The 18,817-nt window shown below is 55.1% G+C and carries 15 protein-coding genes; 8 read left to right on the top strand and 7 right to left on the bottom strand.

Features of this window, described 5'->3' with window-relative positions; genetic code table 11:
- Positions 1-173 precede the first annotated feature (173 nt).
- Entirely contained in the window at positions 174-3,839 is a 3,666-nt protein-coding gene (locus tag KA369_00930) for a DUF3683 domain-containing protein (protein ID MBP7734511.1), read from the bottom strand.
- Positions 3,840-4,130: 291 nt separating this feature from the next.
- Between KA369_00930 and KA369_00925 the strand changes: the two genes are divergently transcribed.
- On the top strand, positions 4,131-4,775 hold the full coding sequence (locus KA369_00925) for a hypothetical protein (protein MBP7734510.1): 645 nt from the start codon (positions 4,131-4,133) through the stop codon (positions 4,773-4,775).
- Between the two features lie 68 nt (positions 4,776-4,843).
- On the opposite strand, the gene KA369_00920 is transcribed toward KA369_00925, so the two are convergent.
- Both KA369_00920 and KA369_00915 read right to left on the bottom strand, forming a co-directional pair.
- On the bottom strand, positions 4,844-5,560 hold the full coding sequence (locus KA369_00920; protein MBP7734509.1) for a hypothetical protein: 717 nt from the start codon (positions 5,558-5,560) through the stop codon (positions 4,844-4,846).
- 39 nt (positions 5,561-5,599) lie between these two features.
- Positions 5,600-7,453: a GNAT family N-acetyltransferase gene (locus KA369_00915; protein MBP7734508.1), complete on the bottom strand. Its 1,854-nt coding sequence runs from the start codon at positions 7,451-7,453 to the stop codon at positions 5,600-5,602.
- A 268-nt stretch (positions 7,454-7,721) separates the two neighbouring features.
- Between KA369_00915 and KA369_00910 the strand changes: the two genes are divergently transcribed.
- From KA369_00910 to tmk, 3 genes are read left to right on the top strand one after another with little or no spacing between them, the layout of a single operon-like run.
- Positions 7,722-8,705: a threonylcarbamoyl-AMP synthase gene (locus tag KA369_00910; protein MBP7734507.1), complete on the top strand. Its 984-nt coding sequence runs from the start codon at positions 7,722-7,724 to the stop codon at positions 8,703-8,705.
- A 2-nt stretch (positions 8,706-8,707) separates the two neighbouring features.
- Positions 8,708-9,526, top strand: a complete 819-nt coding sequence (locus KA369_00905; GenBank protein MBP7734506.1) for an EI24 domain-containing protein — start codon at positions 8,708-8,710, stop codon at positions 9,524-9,526.
- Positions 9,523-10,134 (top strand): dTMP kinase, encoded by a 612-nt coding sequence (tmk, locus tag KA369_00900; protein ID MBP7734505.1) that lies wholly within the window; start codon positions 9,523-9,525, stop codon positions 10,132-10,134. Before KA369_00905 ends, tmk begins: the two co-directional genes overlap by 4 nt.
- 44 nt (positions 10,135-10,178) lie before the next feature.
- On the opposite strand, the gene KA369_00895 is transcribed toward tmk, so the two are convergent.
- Positions 10,179-10,817, bottom strand: coding sequence for an SH3 domain-containing protein (locus KA369_00895; GenBank protein ID MBP7734504.1), 639 nt, complete (start codon positions 10,815-10,817; stop codon positions 10,179-10,181).
- 274 nt (positions 10,818-11,091) lie between these two features.
- On the opposite strand from KA369_00895, the gene KA369_00890 reads away from it, so the two are divergent.
- From KA369_00890 to KA369_00880, 3 genes are all read left to right on the top strand, one after another.
- Positions 11,092-11,601, top strand: coding sequence for a hypothetical protein (locus tag KA369_00890; GenBank protein ID MBP7734503.1), 510 nt, complete (start codon positions 11,092-11,094; stop codon positions 11,599-11,601).
- Entirely contained in the window at positions 11,598-14,057 is a 2,460-nt protein-coding gene (gene sppA, locus KA369_00885; GenBank protein ID MBP7734502.1) for a signal peptide peptidase SppA, read from the top strand. The genes KA369_00890 and sppA overlap by 4 nt, the downstream gene beginning before the upstream one ends.
- Positions 14,058-14,254: 197 nt before the next feature.
- The gene (locus KA369_00880; protein MBP7734501.1) at positions 14,255-15,202 is read left to right on the top strand and encodes a diguanylate cyclase; all 948 of its coding nucleotides are present in this window, start codon (positions 14,255-14,257) and stop codon (positions 15,200-15,202) included.
- Positions 15,203-15,676: 474 nt separating this feature from the next.
- On the opposite strand, the gene KA369_00875 is transcribed toward KA369_00880, so the two are convergent.
- The 3 genes from KA369_00875 to KA369_00865 are packed head-to-tail and all read right to left on the bottom strand — an operon-like array spanning position 15,677 to position 17,726.
- Positions 15,677-16,654 carry a lysophospholipase gene (locus KA369_00875; protein MBP7734500.1) on the bottom strand — a complete coding sequence of 326 codons (978 nt, stop codon included), beginning with the start codon at positions 16,652-16,654 and terminating at the stop codon, positions 15,677-15,679.
- Between the two features lie 39 nt (positions 16,655-16,693).
- Complete coding sequence (locus KA369_00870) at positions 16,694-16,996, bottom strand: hypothetical protein (protein ID MBP7734499.1); 303 nt, start codon at positions 16,994-16,996, stop codon at positions 16,694-16,696.
- Positions 16,974-17,726 carry an ATP-binding cassette domain-containing protein gene (locus KA369_00865; GenBank protein MBP7734498.1) on the bottom strand — a complete coding sequence of 251 codons (753 nt, stop codon included), beginning with the start codon at positions 17,724-17,726 and terminating at the stop codon, positions 16,974-16,976. Before KA369_00865 ends, KA369_00870 begins: the two co-directional genes overlap by 23 nt.
- A gap of 312 nt (positions 17,727-18,038) precedes the next feature.
- Here KA369_00865 and KA369_00860 point away from each other — a divergent pair, with 312 nt between their 5' ends.
- Positions 18,039-18,761 carry an ankyrin repeat domain-containing protein gene (locus KA369_00860; GenBank protein MBP7734497.1) on the top strand — a complete coding sequence of 241 codons (723 nt, stop codon included), beginning with the start codon at positions 18,039-18,041 and terminating at the stop codon, positions 18,759-18,761.
- The last annotated feature ends 56 nt before the right edge of the window (positions 18,762-18,817 follow it).

Below are 18,817 nucleotides of genomic sequence, written 5' to 3'. Positions count from 1 at the left end.
ATTATGCATAGTGGTTTATATATTTTCTATTTATTGGTATTGTTCGTAACTATCAACCTCTCTTCATAACAACCGGTAAACACATAATAATGATTATGTCGTGGAAAAACAAAAAATAATGACTTTTTGGAAAAATAATTCATGCCAATTTTGACGGTGAACGGGAATTTTAGCTAAAAGAGGATGGTCTCGCAGCCGCGCTTCTTTATTTCTCGCAGGAACTCGCGCTTCCACCGTTCGCCCAGGAACCGCTCCGCTGCGTAGACCGCGACATGCTTCGCCGCCAGCCCCGTTTCACGGCGGCTCCGGGAAAGTCCCTGGACGCAGCTGGGACAGGCCGTGAGAACAAGATCGTCGCTCCGCGATTCCGCGGCCTCTATGAGAAGGGTCTTCCGGTCCCGTATGGTTTCGGAGATGTCCGGCCTGGACAGAGACATCGTTCCGGCCTCGCCGCAGCAGAAGGGCACCTGGCGGGGAGGGGCTCCGAAAAGCTTCGCCAGGACCCTGTCCGAGCCGGCGGCCTTCATGGGCGTGTGGCACGGCTCGTGGTAGAGGAGTGGCTCCGTCGCTCCCGGCTCCGCCCGGTACAGGTCTTCCCGGCAGATGAATTCCGCGATGTCGGTGAGGCGGGCGCCGCTGAAGATGTTCTCGACCTCGTATTTTTCCAGCATGTCGTAGCAGGTTCCGCAGGAGACGATGATGTCGGAGATGTCCATGTAGCCGATGATGTCGTTGATGCGGTGGAGGAGGATCCGGTTCTCGTAGCTCTTGATGTTGGCGCGGTCTTCCTGGCCGTTGGCCAGGAAGGGGTAGCCGCAGCAGAGGTATTCCGGCGGTATCACGACCCGCACGCCGGCGCGGTAGAGGAGTGCGATGACCGCCATGCTGATCTCGGGAAACATCCGCTCGGAGCCGCAGCCCGGGAAGTAGACGACGCTTTTTTTTACCGGCAGATCGGGATTTTCGAAGGAGTAGATGTTGTGGGCCCCCTTGAGGCCAAGGCGCTCCCTCAGTGGGCGCTCCCCGGCGTCGCCCGGCAGCGGCGAGCTGAAGATGGCGTACAGCTTCGGCGCGATGTTCCGGCCGATGGCGCGGAACGGCCTGAGCGCGAAATAGCCGAACCTCAGGGCATTGTAGCCCAGGCGGTACATGACGGGCCGCACCGCCATGTTGAAGTAATAGCCCTTGCGGCGTATGATAAAGAGGGCGATCTGGGTTATGAGCTTGAAGCTCTTCTTCCGGCGCGCCACCAGGAGCTTCCGGATCATGAGGCTGATATTGCCGAAGTCTATCTTGACCGGGCAGGGTATGGCGCATTTATGGCAGATGGTGCAGTGGTCCGAAATGTCCTGCAGCTTGCGGAAGTTCTTGAAGAAGGTCGTGGAGGTCTGGGCGTCGTAGAGCACCGCCTCCATGACCAGGGCCACGCCGAGGATCTTGTTCCGGGGGTTGAAGAACATGGTGCCGCCGGGATAGTGGGTGTTGCACGTGGCCTTGCACTTGCCGCAGCGCACGCACGACGCCATGGAGCCCATGAGCTCCTCCAGGTCCGTCGCCTCCAGTATGAAGGCCTCCAGCTCGAGGAGGTTGAAGGAGGGCGTGTAGATGCGCGAGAGCGGAAAGTCCGGCGTGAGCTTTCCCGGGTTGAAGATGTCGTCCGGGTCGGTCTCCCGGATGTACCGGTCGAAGTCGTCGAGGATGACCCGGTCGATGTAGCGGAGCTTGGTGAGGCCGATGCCGTGCTCCCCGGATATGACGCCGCCCAGGGCTACGGCCTGCTTCATCACGATGCCGGCCGTTTCGTCTGCCTCCTGCATCATGGCGTAGTCGTTGGAATGGACCGGGATGTTCACGTGGATGTTCCCGTCGCCGGCGTGCATGTGCGTGGCGATGATGACCTTTCTCTTCCGCTCGGCGCCGATGACGTCGTTGATCTGGTCGATCATGTCGGTATAGCCGTGGAGTATTTTCGGGATGTACCGGTTCACGTCTTCCTTGAAGGACACGGCGACGGCGCCGTCCTGTATCTGCCGGAATATGCCGGCTGGATCGTCGTCGTCGATCTGCTCCAGCCACGCGGCGTAGCGCCCTCTTACCTCGCCGAGATGGGCGCGGCAGGCGTCGATACGGCCCAGGGTGAATTCCTGGAGGGCGGCGCGATCTCGACCGGCCAGGTAGTCGTCGGCGCGGGCGATGGCGCTCAGCGTGTTCGTGAACTCCTTGCGGAGGTTGAGGCGCTCGACAAAATCGGCGAAGGCGGGGAGCGCCTCCAGGGGGATGACGATGTCCTCGTTGAGCTTGAAGGCGTTGGTGTGCTTCGCTATGGCGCCCAGGTTTTTCCGGTCGGCCCAGAATATGGCGCTTTCGGCCTCGGTGCGGGCCACGATGACCTCGGTGTTATAGGGCTTCACCATGGCGGCGATCCGGGAGCAGGCTTCGTCAACCTCCGCCTGATCGTTCGATTCGACGTCGATGAGGAGAACGGCCTTGGGCCGCTCGATGCGCTCGGACTTGTTCCGGTAATTGATGGCCGATACGTACTGCTCGTCGAAATGCTCCAGGGCCGTGAGGTTCGCGCCGCCCTCGCCGTCAAAGGCGTTCTTGATGGTCACGATCGCCATGGCGGCGTTCTTCATGTTCGTTCCGTAGAACTCGAGGCATATGGTGCTGCGGTGGGCAAAGGGCCGGTAGAGGATGAAGGTGGCGTCGATGATGAGGCCGTCGCCGCCCTCCTTCTGTATGCCCGGGAGCCCTCCCAGGGCCTTGTTGGTAATGTCCTTGCCGAGGCCCTTTTTGCGGATATCGGTGCCTTTCAGGATGATCGTTTTGACAGGGGCGCCCTCGCAGATCACGTCAAAGGTCACCGTGTCGTCCTCGCGGATTTTGTGATAGGGGTGGTCGCGGCGCTTCACCTCAAGGACCTGCCCCAGGGCGTTCACGATTCGGAAGCTGAGGATGTTGTCGATGGCGGTGCCCCACATGACGCACTTCTTGCCGCCGGCGTTCTCTGCGATGTTCCCGCCGATGGTGGAGGCCCAGGCCGATGTCGGGTCCGTGGCGAAGATGTAGCCGTGGCGGCCGCAGTGCTCGATCACGTCTTCCGTAACGGCGCCGGACTCGACCGATATGACCGGTATGTCCTGGCCGCCTTCCCTCACCATGGTGATGGGCCCGATGGCCTGGAGTTTTTCAGTGTTGATGATGAGGGTGTTTTTTTGGACCGGCACGGCGCCGCCGGTCAGTCCCGTGCCGCCGCCCCGGGGAATCACGGCAAGGCCGAGCCTGCGGGCGGCGCGGATGATCCCCGGCATTTCGCCGACGCTGTCCGGGTAGACCACGACGGCAGGATACTCGACGCGCCAGTCCGAGGCGTCGGTGACATGGGCCACCCGGTGAAAGGGATCGAAGTGGATGTTGTCCCGGGCGGTGGCCTGGCGGAGCTCATGGTAGGCCCTGAAGCGGAACCGCTTCGTCGCGGCAAAACCGTCGAAGAAGGCCTCATCGAGGCTCCTGGTGCGGTCGAGGAGCCTGGCGACGAGGGGATTGTTGTTGGCCGCGGAGGCTATGATGGCCAGGCGCTTTTCGTGAAGGGCCTTAAGGCGGCGCAGCTTGGTCTTGTCTTCAAGGAAGTCATTGTAAATATAGGGATTCCTGTCAATGATGAAGAAATCGCCGATGGTTTCGTTGAGGAGCTTGGCGCTGCGTCCGGTGACCCTCTGATGGCGCAGGACGTCGATGATGTCCAGGGTCTCCTGGTCATAGTATTTCAGTATAATCTCACGATCCGAAAAAGAGGTGTAGTTATACGGTATCTCGCGGTATTTAAAGTCTCGTTTCATGTCTGTTCCAGGGCCACGGGGTGCGACCTGACAGTATGTTCATCCCGGGGCATTCCATACCCATGGGGAACCGCACCCGTTGAATTGATACTTATTTCCAGAGACAATTCCCCCGTCAAGTGAAATTAGTGGTCCACTGGGAGTTATAAAAGCGGGTTATACGCCATGTTTTATGCTTTTTCCGCCTCCCGGAACACAATATTGAAGAAAAGTATTGATTTTCTTAACTCCCTGTGGTATTGGTTTATATCTCTTGACCTTTGAAAGGATGATATAGGAGGATGGGGGACGATGGCGAAGAAACCAGCTGGATCGAAAGCATCAAAAGCTAAAAAGACTACAAAAAAGGCCGCTATAAAGAAGCCGGCGGCTAAGAAGACTAAACCTGTAAAGCGATCGAAAGCCGTAAAGAAGCCAAAAGCCGTGAATAAACCTGCGGTGGCGAAAAAATCTTCCGCTATACCGAAACCGCCGGTCAGGACCGACGCGCAAAGCAGGACCCTCCGGAAACAGATGCTTGTGCAGATCTCGGCCCTTGCGGCGACCCTTGACGACGATAGCCTGAAGAAACTGATACAGGACGCCGCTATCCTGGCCCATAACGAGCGCGTCCTCAAAGAATACTCCCTCAAAAAGGAGCTGGCTGGCCCGAAGCCGCCGGCCGCCACCGCCGCCATTGAGGAGGGGAAGGACGGCACCTTTTTTATCATTATCCTCAACGGGTACCGAAATTTTCTCTCCCTGGAGGAGATGCGCAGGCTTGTAAAGGTGTGCCACGGCACGGATAACGCGGCCATAGCGGCGTCGCGCATCTATACGTGGCTGGAGGGGGGGCGTTTCGACGTGCTGCGCAATTCAAGGATCGCCAGCTCCAATGATCCCGCCCTCATCTCAGTCTGGGAGAAGATCATAAGCACCTACGCTTCAGAGGGGTAGGTGGCCCGCTGAAGGCCCGCCGGATCCGGCGGGACCTTTCCGGAAAAGTGGTCTATGTGCCGCCTTCTTCACTTCATCAGCTTGGTTTCTATTGTCGTCAGGGTTGATTCAAGAATGGTGTCGGGATAAAATAGCGGCACATTGACCCGTATATGGACCTTTCCTGTTTGCGTCAGCGGGACATTGTCTATGTTTTTAGTGTTCAGCGATATCCTGAATTCCTTTATGGGAAAACCGAGCTTGGCCATGGTCCCTTCGATATAGATCGTCTCCATTCCCCTCACCGTGACAAGGAAACTGCCCCTGAAATGACGCGATGTCTCTTTCCGCGGCTCCACCTGAACGCGGTAGCATTCCCTGCCGTTAAAGGTTATCCGCTCCGTGACGGTTATGGCGTAATTGTCGCGGCCCTTCTCATCGAAGACCGGAAAGAGCGGCATGGCTTTCATGACGCGGAACTTTGAAGGCTCCATCTCCTTGCCGTCTTTTTTGTAGGCGAGGACTTCAACCTCCGGAGTGCTGTAAAAGAAGTCCTTCCGCTTCATGGTCACTTCCGAAACGCTCTTGAGCTTTTTTGTCTCCGGATCGAACTCGGAAATGATTTCTTTCCGCAGCGATTCAACGCCGCTGTATTTCTTGTGCAGCTCGATGCCCCGCTCGAAGGACAAGGCGATGATGCGGTTCGACTCTTCCGGCGTGACCGGAGATGACTTCCCCGCCGTCGCCGGCAGCGCCGTTAGCGCCCCAAGGGCGGCGCAAATGATCATCCCGTAAAAGTGTTTCATGACTGAATCCTCTAATCCATGTAATGTTGTCCAGTTGCATCATTGCAACTTGAAGGTGACGACAATGACTCCGTCGGAATATTTTGCCGTGTGCTCGACGCTCGATTTGTCGAAGACCTTGAGCATCTTCTTGTTTTCCGGGAGCACCGTGGCGCAGAGCGCGGCGAGGCCCCGCTCCTTCCCTATCTTCAGGAGGTAATCGACCATGAAGGTGGCGATCCCCTTGCCCTGGAATATATCTTCGACGATAAAGGCGAGCTCGTGTATCTTTTCCCTGGGATAGAAGGAGTAGCGCGCCTCGGCGATGATCTCCTCCGAACGGTCCCGGCTGATGATCCCCACGATAGAGACCGTGTCAACGTAATCGATGTTGACGTACTCCTGCATCTTCCGGTGCGGCATGGTCTGGACGCGGGCGAAATAGCGGAGGTATTTCGATTCGTCGGAGAACTGGTAGAAGAGGCGCCGCATCAGGTCCTCGTCGGAGGGCTTGATCGGCCTGAACTTCACCTCCAGGCTGTCCTTGAAGGACTTGACGGTCTCGAGCTCCACGGGATAGTTCTTGGCGTTCTTGATGACGTATATCTGGTCCTTGTACACGTAGCCGAACTGCTTGGCCTGCTCCAGCAGGCCTTCGCGGTGATCCGGGTGGGCTATGTCGATGAGGGAGAGGACCCGCTCGCGGATCGATTTGCCGAAGAGATTGGCGACCCCGTATTCGGTCACCACGTAGCGTGCGTAGCCCAGGGTGGCCCGGACCCGCTCGCGGTTGCGGTCGTGGGAGATGACGATGTTGCTCCTCCCCTCCGGGTCCACGGAGCGGACGGCGATGATGGTCTTGCCCCGCCTGGCCAGGGCCGCCCCCATGGCGAAGATGAACTTGCTTTCGTAGCCGGAGAGGAGGTTGTCCCCGGGATAGAATATGACCGATTCGCCGGACACGTCTATCTGCTGGACGTTCATGATGCTGATCAGGCCGGGGATTCGCCGGGTCACGTTAGGGTGCACCAGGCGCGCGATCGGGTAGAACTCGAAGATGGGATTGCGGTCCACGTAATCGTAGAGGTCCCGGGTGCCGTAGCAGTAGCTGGAGGTCACCTGGCCGCCCCGGTAGCGGCTCCGGTTGTAGGGAATGACGCCGGCCTCCACCAGCTCCATGACCCAGTCGGAGATGACGTTGGTGTATATGCCCAGGTTTCTCTTTCTCGTCAGGTGGGAGGCTATGGCGTCGTAGGTGCGCCCCGCGTGGAGCGACACGGTGGAGCCGTCCTCGATGAGGTTGGCGATGTGCCAGCCGATGCGGTCGAGCTGGTCATCCCATTTTTTCCAGGGCCGCTCCAGTATGGGCCGGTCGCTCTCGACCAGATGGTGCACCTGGTCGAGGTGGATCATGGTCTCGCCGTAGGTCACGGGCATGGCGGGGTTGATCTCGGCCACCACGACCGGCGCCTTCTGCACGGCGATGTTGGACACGTCCACGGCGATGCCGAGGCTCATGAAGCCGTTCCGGTCCGGCGGCGACGCGGTGACGATGGCCACGTCGATGCCCACCGCTCCGCTTTTCAGGAGGAGGGGTATCTCCATGAGGTTGGCCGGGATGAAGTCGACGTTCCCTTCGCTGAACTCGCAGCTGATGCTCTCGCCGATGTTGAAAGTCTTGAGGCGGTATTTCCGTTCGTAGCAAGCTTCCCCGGTGAGCAAGTCGCCGAGGGTGATGAGCTGGATGAGCTCCAGGTCCTGGAGGTTGGAGCTCTCCGACGCGACGATGGCCTCCACCGACCGTGCGGGCATGGCGGGGCCGCTGCTCAGGAAGACCCTGTTTCCCGGCTTGATGATCTCCCGGAGATCCTCGGGGGAGATGAGCTTGTCCTGGTATTTTTTTTCCACCGTCATAATTACCGCTATGGTATAGTACCTCAATGGAATTGAGGGTTTTGTCAAGAAGTATTAGGGGCGGCTGTGATGATACCTGACAGCCTGTCAGGGAAATGAAAATGGCGATCACGGCCAGGAAAAGTCCTATTTATTTTTTCTATGCTGCAGGATTTTTCTTGTAATTTCCCGAACCGTGCGGCAATGATCGGTCATTATGAAGATCGCGTCTCTGTATGATCTGGCCAGGGGGGCGGTATCCCGGTTATCCGGGGCCGCCGAAGGGACCATGGGGATATCCCATCCTTCAAGAAGGGTGATGAGAAAGGCCGCGGGCATCATCAAGTCTGGCGGAATCGTTGCCTTTCCCACGGAAACGGTCTATGGCCTCGGCGCGGACGCCTTCAATCCCCTAGCGGTGGCGCGCATTTTCGAGGCGAAGGGGCGGCCCCTCTTCGATCCCCTTATCGTCCATATCGCCGACCTTTCCCAGATGAAGCGGCTCACGACCGGTATGGACCGGCGCGCCGGGAGGCTCGCGGGCAGGTTCTGGCCAGGGCCCCTCACCCTGGTGCTGCCCAAGCACGGGCTGGTGCCGGACATCGTCACGGCCGGCCTCGACACCGTGGCGATACGGATGCCGGATCACCTGATCGCGCGGGACCTCATCATTGGGTCCGGTACGCCCATCGCGGCGCCCAGCGCGAACCGCTTCGGGTATATCAGCCCAACCAAGGCGTCTCATGTGCTGGACCAGATGGGGGACCGTGTGGACATGATCATAGACGGCGGGGACTGCGCGGTGGGCGTTGAGTCCACGATCATAAAACTCGACGGGGAGCGGAGCGTCATACTCCGTCCCGGCGGCGTTCCCGTTGAAGAGATTGAATCTGTGATCGGTCCGGTGGAGCGGGGGGCCCTGGCTGCTCAGGGCCCCGAGGCGCCGGGACAGCTGCCGTCGCACTATTCGCCGTCGATCTCGGTCTATCTTGCGGAATCGATCCGCCAGATCGACTTTTCCCGCAGCGACGCGGGATTCCTGCTCTTTAAGAAACCGGCCTTTGAAGTGCCGGCAGGCCGCACAGAGATCCTTTCCACCGACGGAGACCTGAAGGAAGCGGCGGCGAACCTGTTCTCCGCACTCCACCGTCTCGACCGGATGAATGTCCGGGTCATCATGGCTGAGGCCGTTCCGGAGAACGGCCTGGGGCTCGCCATCATGGACCGGCTCAGGCGGGCGGCCTGGAAAGAGACGGCGATGCCGGAGGAATGATCATGGGCGGGAAAACCACTGCACCGGGGCTCTTCAGGGAAAACGCGCGGGCGGACGATTCGTTCTTCCGCGGCCTGGCCGCGGCGCCGCGGGCCCTGCGCTTCGTCCGATCGAACAGGGGAATGGCGAAATATTTCGTGATTCCCTTTCTGCTGAACATCATCATCCTGTCATCGACGGTCTTCTTCATTTTTACAACGGTTTATGATCCGCTGCTGGGTCTGGTTTCCGGCTCCGCCTGGTACAACAGGGCCATCGAATTTATCCTGGCCCCGCTGCTGTTTCTGGCGCTGGCCATCCTGATCGTTCTTCTATATTCCATTCTGGGAAGCGTCATTACCGCGCCCTTCAACGATTTCCTTTCCCGGAAGGTGGAGGAGACCTTGACCGGCTCCATGTTCGATGAAAAGCTTTCCTTCGCCGCGGCCATCAAGGACGTGTTCCGCGTGGTCGGCAACGTGATCAAGCTCCTGGGCCTGATCATCCTGGTCCAGCTTCTGCTCCTTTTCCTGAACCTGATTCCGGCCGCGGGGAGCGTTCTCTATTCGGTCACGGGCTTCCTGGCCACGTCGTTTTTTATCGGCTTCCAGTTCTTCGACTTTCCCCTGGAGCGACGGCGGTATCGGTTCCGTGAAAAGATGACCGTGGCCTGGCGTTTCAGGAGGACCGTCGCCGGTGTGGGGGCCTCTGTGTTCCTGATGACCTTCATCCCCCTGGCGGGGTTCCTCGGGTTGAATATAGCCGCCGTTTCAGCGGCCATGATCTTTGTCGAGCGCGTCATGCCGGCTCTGCGGAACGACCGCGGGGGTGCGTCTTCATGAATCGTCCTCTCTTTATTGTCTTCGAGGGGATCGACGGATCGGGAAAATCCACGCAGTGCGATCTCCTCTTTAAACACGCCCTATCGCTGGGGCTTCCGGCGGTAAAGCTCGTGGAGCCCACAGACGGACCCTGGGGGCGCAAGATACGGACCATGCTCAAGGAGAAGGAGATGGCGCCGGCGGCGGAGCAGATGAGGCTCTTCATCCTCGACCGGCAGGATGACGCGGAGAAAAACATAATTCCGGCCCTGAAGGAAAACAGGATCATCGTCATGGACCGGTACTACTATTCCAACGCGGCATACCAGGGCGCGGCGGGCCTGGCGCCGGAGACGATCATTGCCGAGAACCGGAAAATGAGCTTCCCGGAACCGGACCGCGTCTATTTCGTGGATATCCCGCCCGACAGGGCGATGCAGAGGGTGACGGGCAGAGGGGAGGGGAAGGAGATATTCGAGAAGGAATCATTTTTACAAAAGGTGCGGGATAATTTTCTTTCCATCGCCGATGAGCGCTTCCTTATAATAGATGGAACGTGCAGCGTTGATGAAATATTTGAAATCATCAAAGAAGATTTCACAAAACTTCTGTCCCGGAGCGGCTTGTAAAACCATGGCGGATTCTTTGCCACTCCACCCGGTCACGGGCGCGTTCAGCGCCTGCCGAAGAATTCCTTTGCGATCCTGATCGTTTGATCGCTCGTATCGTATGGAACGTATTTGATCTCTCCATTTTTATAACAGAGGTATCCGCTGCCGTTCTTCTTCAGGTATTCGCTTAAATCGATAATATCAAAGGGAGCGGCCGGCGGGCCGATGGCCAGATGCGATTCTTTCGTTACATGGATGACGTGGATATCCGTACCTTTAAAGGCCGTCGTTATATCATGGAAAAACCAGTTCCAGTCCTCACTGACCTCGGTCGTGTCGGTGAAGGCGATCACCGCGAATCGTTTGGTCAAAATGGGTTTATCGGCCAGCAGTGGGGAATAGACCCATCCTTCATTCTGCGAACCGGTTTTTGCCGTCCTGATTTTAATCCACGGCTCGTTATGCTCTTTTTTGTTGATGGTTATCCGGGAACGGTTGCCGCTGATTTCCCCCAGAAAAAGAACCGCCTCTCCCTTTGAAAGCCTCTCAATCGGTTTCGACTTTTCGTCGGCCTTGCTTCTCACTATGACGCTCTCTCCCGTGCTGTATTTGACCTTCATTTCAGCTGCCCGGAGCGGCATTGAAAAAAAGAGAACAGATAAGCTTATAATTGCAAGTATCGCCTTTTCGAATAACGCCATGACGGGCCTCCCCTTTTCGTGAATGATCCGATAATGAAGATTGTTGATGTGGATTGTATTGACATCGAGGGTCCTGTCCAGCCCTTTTTATGGCAGATATCGATAGGGACGGGATATTGCTGGTTCACTCACTATAATCATCGAAACAGTCCGATCAGAATGTTCATTCCATGATCGCCCATAAATCAAGGCCCGGAGTACACTGTATTACTGTTGACATATTGCTCAAAATAATTGATTTTTGAAAAATTAAGGCAACAGGAGCGGCCGGATTATGACCGATTTCAGCAGGCAGGTGGGCCAATGGCAGGTATTCTATGCCACGATCATGGGATGCGCGGCAACCCTTCTGGGACTCCTGTTTGTATCGGTATCCCTGAACAGGTCCATCATCCGGCACCGGGACAATGCCCACCTGATGTTCTACTCGCGGCAGACCTTCGGGCTCTTCCTGTCGATCATCAGCGTATCCCTAACCTTCCTCATCCCGGACCAGTCCACGGCCGGGATCGGCATTCCCCTCACCTGCATCGGCGCCTCGGGTCTGTATGCTGCGGCGCGGGGCCTTATCTCGCGGCTGCTCATGAAAGAGTATATGCCGGCTCTCCGGCGTTACGGACTGCCGGCCATCGCTTTCAGCGCCATTATCTTCGCGTCGCTCCACGTGCTCTTTTTCCTGGACGCGCAGAGCCTCTCGCTGGTCATGGCCGGAATGATCATGCTCCTCGTGTCCGCTACCCGCAGTTCATGGTTTTTCCTTATGGATTTGCAGGAAAAGAGATGAAAAAAACCGCATTTGCCATAACGCGTTTGTTTTCCGTTCTGTTTCTGGCGATGCATCTTCCGGCGGCTACCCTTGACGCGGCGGAAAATCACTTCACGATACAGGAGCGCGGATCAGCAAGTCACAGTGCCGGTCCCTTCGGCCAGACCATTAATCCCGTGTTTGCCGATCTCAAGACCACGCCTCTTCTGGCCTACCAGTATTCCTTTTATGACGGGAGAAAAAGCGGCGATCACTTAATCCAGGCCGGGTACTACGGCTTCACCTTTCTCTACGGGCGGTTCCAGGACATTTATATAAATAAGGGAAAATGCTTCGACCATGCCGGGGCCGACTATTTTTCCTTCACCAAGGGCGTCATGGTCAGGAATATTTTCGGCTTCGGTTTGAGCTATTCATTCAGCTGGTCGTCGGTGCGATGCTTCAAGGGATACCGGGGTGTTGACGTCGGCCTCCTTCTCCGGCCCTGGAAATACGTCTCCCTGGGATTCGTCATGGATGACGCATGGGGGATCGTCAACGGCAACAGGATCAGGTGGCGGCAGATCTACTCGATTTCCATCAGGCCCTACTGGGAACGCCTCACTCTTTCGCTGGATATCGTGCACGAGAAGGGAGGCTCGGCCTCTGATCTGAATTACAGGGCTACGGCGGACCTGCGCCTCTGGTATGACATATCCCTCTTCGTGACCGGAGACCGGAACCTTGATTTTTTATTCGGTGTGTCCTTTCCTCTCTATTTCCGTACCTATCCGTCAGCGGGCATCGCGCCGCATTACTACCGCTCCATGAACAACGGAGAGGCATCGGGCCGTAACAGCGTCGGTTTCTCCATACCGCTGGCATCGAACGATTCAGCCCTGGTTCTTCCGGGAAAGGGCCGATTCCTGAAGATCGTAATCGACGGCGCCATGAGTGAAATCGAGAAGCGGAGCTTCTGGGGGAAGGAAGCGGCGGTTTTCTACGATCTCGTCGCCGCGATCGACCGGGCCGGCGGCGACGTCTCGATCGAAGGCATCATCGTGCATATCAAAAATGCCGCTTTCGGCTTCGGCCAGATTCAGGAGCTGCGCCGTGGACTGAAGAAGGCGCGTTCAAGAGGCAAGAAGGTGTATGCCGTCATGGCGGGCCCAGGGAACAGGGAATACTATCTCGCGTCCGCCGCCGACCGGATATGGTTTACGCCCAACAGCCCCTTTTATATCACGGGACTCAAGGCCCAGGTCTATTTCTTCAAGGGATTGATGGACAAGGTGGGGGTGCAGTACGAATCGATCAAGCGCGGCACGTACAAGTCCTTTAACGAGGCCTTCACTCGGGAGCACATGTCCGACGCGTTCCGCGAGAATATCACCTCCCTCCTGGAGGAGCTTAACCGGCAGTACCTGGCCGACATCATGACGGACCGCGGGATTTCGAGGGAGGTTGTCGATGACATCTTCAGCCGGGGCTCCCTTGATCCGTCAGAGGCGGTGACAAGGCGCTTCGTCGATTCCATCGGGTATGCCGACGATGCCCTTGAAGAGATAGGCGGCGGCGCTTCAACGGTGACGATATCATCGTACATGGCCATGGCACGGGTTGACCACCGGTGGGGCATGACACCGAAGATCGCCGTTGTCGTCGTTGAGGGCTCCATCGTGGGCGGCGCCTCCTTTGATACGGGATGGTTCAGGTCCATCGGCGACGAGACGTACCGGAAGGCGCTTGATGAGGCTTTCCGGGACCCGGTAACGGCGGCCGTGGTCATACGCGTCAATTCGGGAGGCGGGTCGGCAGCGGCATCGGACCTCATGTGGAACGCCCTGGCAAGGCTGAAGAAAAAATACCGGAAGCCGGTGGTGTTTTCCTTCGGGAATATCGCCGCTTCGGGGGGGTATTACGTGGCCTGCACCGGCGACAGGATTTTTTCCAATCCCGGCACGACGACCGGGTCCATCGGAGTCGTGTTTGGCAAGCTGACCCTGGAGGAGCTGTACAAAAAGATCGGGATCACCAAGGATGTCATCAAGATGAGCGAATTCGCGGACATTTTCTCGGAATCGCGCCGGTTGACCGATAAAGAGCTGAAATTGTTCCAGAAGGGGATCGATTTCACCTATGACCGCTTCACCGGCAAGGTCATGGAAGCGCGGAAAATAAGCGCCGCAGACATTGCCCGGGTGGCCGAGGGGAGGGTCTTTTCCGGGTCCCAGGCCCTTGACAGGGCCCTTGCCGATGAGGCCGGGGGCATAATAACAGCGGTCGAATACGCACGGCACCTGGCCGGAATCGACGGACGCTACGATGTTGAAAAGTATCCCGATGAGCGGGGTCCCCTCTTTGAGCTGTTCAAGCTTCCGGAATTCAAGATGCTTGCCGAGCAGATTCGGGAGCTGGTGCGGAACGCGGAATACATAAGGCTTAGGGATGAAAAGGCGCTCTACCTGCTTCCCTCACGCATCGAGATACACTAACAGTCATGATGTGCATCGTGGCCGGCCCGGGCGCAAAGGGTCGCGGCGGCGATCTCCATTTAGTTATTGACAAATTAATATTGGCATACTAGTATTAAGTATGTTTCGGGACGCTCCTGAAACTGCGGCGGCACGCGCCATGCGCGTCCGCCTTCGGCGCCTGAACGCGTACGATTCCGCCCCAAGGGGAGTAACTTATGAATGTGTTATTGGTAAACAGCAACCAGTCCTTCAAATCCGCGGTGACCAGTTCCTTGAAGGGGTACAAACCCAAGCTCTTTGTCTCGGATAAAATCGATGATGTTCCCGTGGACATACAAAAAAACGCGGTACAAACGGTCATAATAAACTGGGCTTCCGGCGATTTCGATATCGACACGCTGTGCCGTCGAATACGCAAGATCAAGACGAGTAAATACATCTTCATCCTGGTGGTCACCGCGCGGGAGCGTGAAGGGGGCATTGAAAAGTTCCTTCAGGCCGGCGCCAATGATTATGTGTTCAAGCCGTTTGGCAAGGACGAGATGCTGTCCCGCATGAAGATCGCCGAGCGGATCATCAAGATCGAGGAAGAGCTGATGCGCAGCAAGAAGAAAATGCTGACCCTGGTCAAGGAAGACCCCGTGACCGGCCTGTTTAACCGCCGCTCGCTCCTGGATGAAGTTCTCAAGGAGATGGGCCGGGCCGCGCGGGAGACGAAGTATATATCGGCGATGGTGGCAACCATTACGAATTTTAAGGAAATGGTCGATCTGCACGGCATTTCGGTCATGGATGAGGTCCTGGTGGAGAGCGGCAGAAGGATTAAGGTGTCCTGCAGGCCCTATGACAAGCTGGGACGTTACACGGTTTCCGATTTTCTGATTTTTCTTCCCGGATCGGGGAGGGGCAACGCCGAGAAAGTCGCCAAGCGGATCATGTCGGCTTTTACAAAAAAGCCGATCGATGTAAACGATTTGAAATTGCAGATCAACCTCGCCATCGGTATTGCGGAGCTTGATCCGACTCAGATATCGAAAAACAATTCCGTTGACAGTAATCTCCTGAACGACCTGGTCCTTGACGCCCTGATAAAAAAGACCGAGCTGGCCGTGAAGCGGGCCATGCGAAGCGGCAATAATAAAATAGAGGTTTTCCTGGATTAATCCCGCTTCCGTCTGTTCGGGACAATTTTCCACCCCGGCAGGTGATCCGGTTTTTCGGGCCCGGTTCGGAGGTAACATGTCGCTGCCTCTGGATGCACTGCAAGGTGCCCGTTCCCCTCGTGCGTGCCTGTCTTTAATGATTCGCGTTTCCTGCTCCGATCATTATTCTCGGAATAAAAAACCGGTTGATGGCTTTGCATGCAGAAGCAGGAAACACTTCAATGCCTTAGTGCTGTTCCATTGTCATTCTTGATTCAATGCTTATGATGGAGAGATGGGATCGTCGGAATCACACTGCTGAACGAATCGTTTTAACGTACGGAAGGATAAAAAATGGCGGGGTTTTTGCCCCGCCGTCTTAACAACTTATTTTTTCTTCTTGGTTGCTTTTTTCGCAGTCTTCTTTGCTGCTTTCTTCACGGTTTTTTTAGCGGTTTTTTTTGTTGTTCCCACGATTTTTTTTACTCCTTTTTTTTATTGGTTTTTAGCGCCCCTTGTGGGGGAGCCCTTCTTTAAAGATATATTTGCTGCTTTTGCAACAGATTTCTTTGCCGTTTTAATTATCGGCTTCGCCGGCTTGCTTTTTTTAGCATCTTTTGATGTTTTTTTCCTGCCGACAACGGTTCCGATCCACTTGACCACGACCGGTAAAATTAATTTTTTTTCAGAGTCGTTCATGGTCTCGTGGTAAAAGCCTTTCAGTATATGCAGCTCTTTGCTCACCGATGACGCGTTGTTGAAAAATGTTTCGCTGCCGCGGTAGTCGACGATCTTGTCCGCATCGCCGTGAAAAACAAGAAGGGGCATGCGGATCTCCATCGCCCTGTTCATGCATTCTTCCGCGGTCTTGATCATCTCCGTGTACCAGCGGGCGGACACCTGTCCGTGCACCATGCGGTCGTTTTCATATTCGTCGACTACGACCGGATCGCGGGAGAGGCCCTTGGGATCAAGACCTGTCGCCATGGTGAAAGAAGGAAGATACCGCGATAATATGCCCGCCAGGCTCGTTTTCCACGCGGGAACCTCTATTGCCGGCACAAACCCGGGCGAGGAGAGGATGAGTGCGTCTATGTCTTCGGAATAGGTGAGAGCGTATTTGCCGGCGATGACGCCGCCCATGCTGTGACCGAGAAGAATCAACCGGTTATCGTTGATATCTTCCTTGATGAGATCGATGAATATCTTGAGATCGTACACGTAATCCATGAAGGATTCAACGTGGCCGGTCTTTCCGCCTGATTTTCCGTGTCCGCGGTGATCGAGGGCGTACACCGATACGTTGGAGCCCTTGAGTTCATTGATGATGTTGCCGTATCTGCCGGAATGCTCTCCGACGCCGTGAACGATGATGAGGATGCCGCGGGGATTATCGACGCTCCAGTTCTGGAAAAAAATTTCCGTACCGCCTTTGCCGATGAATGTTCCGATGCTGTGCGTGTACGAATTCATTTATACTTTCTCTCTTTTTTTGAACTTGTGTGCATTGTACTATATTAATTTTTTCTTGTCTAGAAAAAAATGTTTTTTAAGCGCACTAAATTTGTTTTTAATTTCAATTCCGTCGCGCTCTTCTTCGCGCATTAATTCCCCGATGCGCGCGTTTGTGATGATAGTATCGTCGTCGATGAAGAAAATATTTTTCGCTGATGGGTGATCGCGTCGCGAAGTCGTTCCTTGCATTGATTGAAGCGCGAGTTGGTTCAGAAAATTCGACTTCATCGTTGCGTGGTCATCGCTGACACGGCGCCATTCACTGTGTGAATGCATGTCAGAGCACATGAATCGGTCCATGGGCCTTCCCCTCGATGAATTGACGCACGTGCGCATTGTCGGTTGATCTGAAGATGTCAGGCGGTCCCGCGTAAATTATTTTTCCCTCGTAGAGCATCGCGATGCGGTCTGCCAGCCGGTAGGCGGAGCGCATGTCGTGGGTCACCACGATCGAGGTGATGCCGAAGGTGTCGCGCATCTTCTTGATGAGGCGGTCCACGGCGCCGCCGGTTATGGGGTCAACACCCGTCGTCGGCTCGTCGTAGAGCATGATCTCAGGCCGCAGCGCGATGGACCGGGCGAGTCCAGCGCGCTTCTGCATGCCTCCGGAGAGTTCAGAAACACGTTTTGATTCAACTCCCCTGAGGCCGACGTTCTCGAGCATCTCCGTCACCGTCTTTTCTATCGTCTCCTCCGGGACTTTTTTTCTTCTGAGGCCAAAGGCAACGTTATCGTATATGTTGAGCGAATCGAAGAGCGCCGCTCCCTGGAAGAGAATTCCGTATTTCGCGAGGATGCGGTGGCGTGTTTCAGCGTCCGCGCCGGTGAATTCAACGCCGTCCACATGAATGGAGCCGCTGTCGGGATCGAGAATGCCGATAAGATTTTTCAGGATGACTGATTTTCCCACGCCGCTGATGCCGATGATGCAGAGTATTTCGCTATCGTACACAGTAAGATCGAGACCATCAAGAACAACCTTGGGTCCAAATGATTTGCGAAGATCTTTTATGATTATTTTTTCTTTCATTTTTAACTGCTTATGAAAAAATATAACACATATCAAAAAAATGTCAATTATTTTATGGATTATGTCTCTAAAAGTTGAAAATTTTTTCTTGCGCTGAATTTTTTCAAGATCGACTTAAAATGAAAATAAAATAACTACTGTTATGTGATAATCATTGAAATAAAATCAACATTTGAAGAAAAAGTGTTGATTAATCATTTTTCAGATCAATAGATAGAATAGATGAAAAACATAAAACTGTTGATGCCACGGATCTATTAGAGATATATTCAATTAATCCGATATAAAGGGGAAATAATCGGAGGAACTGTCGTGATAAAGAATTTACTCGGAATTGTTATATGCGCCTTTTCGCTCTCCATATTCGCCCAGGAGAACAATGCTATTTGTATAGCGATTGACAATGAAGATTTCAAGGCATTTTCCCGCGCGGTCAATCGCACTAATGTCAATGGCTATAACGACAAGGGAGAAACACCGTTGACGCATCTGCTGCAAAAGAAGGAATACTACAGGACAATTAATAAATACCTTGTGGTCCTTTTTAAACATGGCGCTGATCCGAATTTACCCAATAAAAATGGAACGCCCCCGCTCCATCTTGCCGGTTATGATCATGAGATATGCTCCTATCTCTTGAAAAAGGGCGCTGATATAAATATCAGGGATTCACACGGGCAGACAATGCTCTATGACCTGTTGGTGTATACCGAGGTGTATGGCGGATGGAGCAAGTTTTTCAATGATATAGATTTTTTTATTAAAAATGGCGGTAATATCAACTCGGTGGATAATTACGGGATATCTGTGCTGCTGAGCATGCTTTCCCGCGTCATGTCATACCCGGCGTCAAAGAAAGGCGGGGGCGGGTACCTGAGCCATGATTTTTCCCAGGGAATTGAATATCTTGCAAAAAAAGGCGCCAATGTAAACATAGTGACCAAGTCAGGGGAAACAGCGTTGACCATATCCAGGAAAACAAACGCAAATCAGGATCAGATTGACACGCTGATCAAACTGGGCGCGGTGAAGTAATCCGCATGGATTTGCATGAAACACGTTATCTTTTAGAAGGTCTATTGCTGGATCAA

Source organism: Spirochaetota bacterium (assembly GCA_017999915.1).
Taxonomy (GTDB): domain Bacteria; phylum Spirochaetota; class UBA4802; order UBA4802; family UBA5550; genus RBG-16-49-21.
This window is presented reverse-complemented; position numbering and strand designations above follow the sequence as displayed.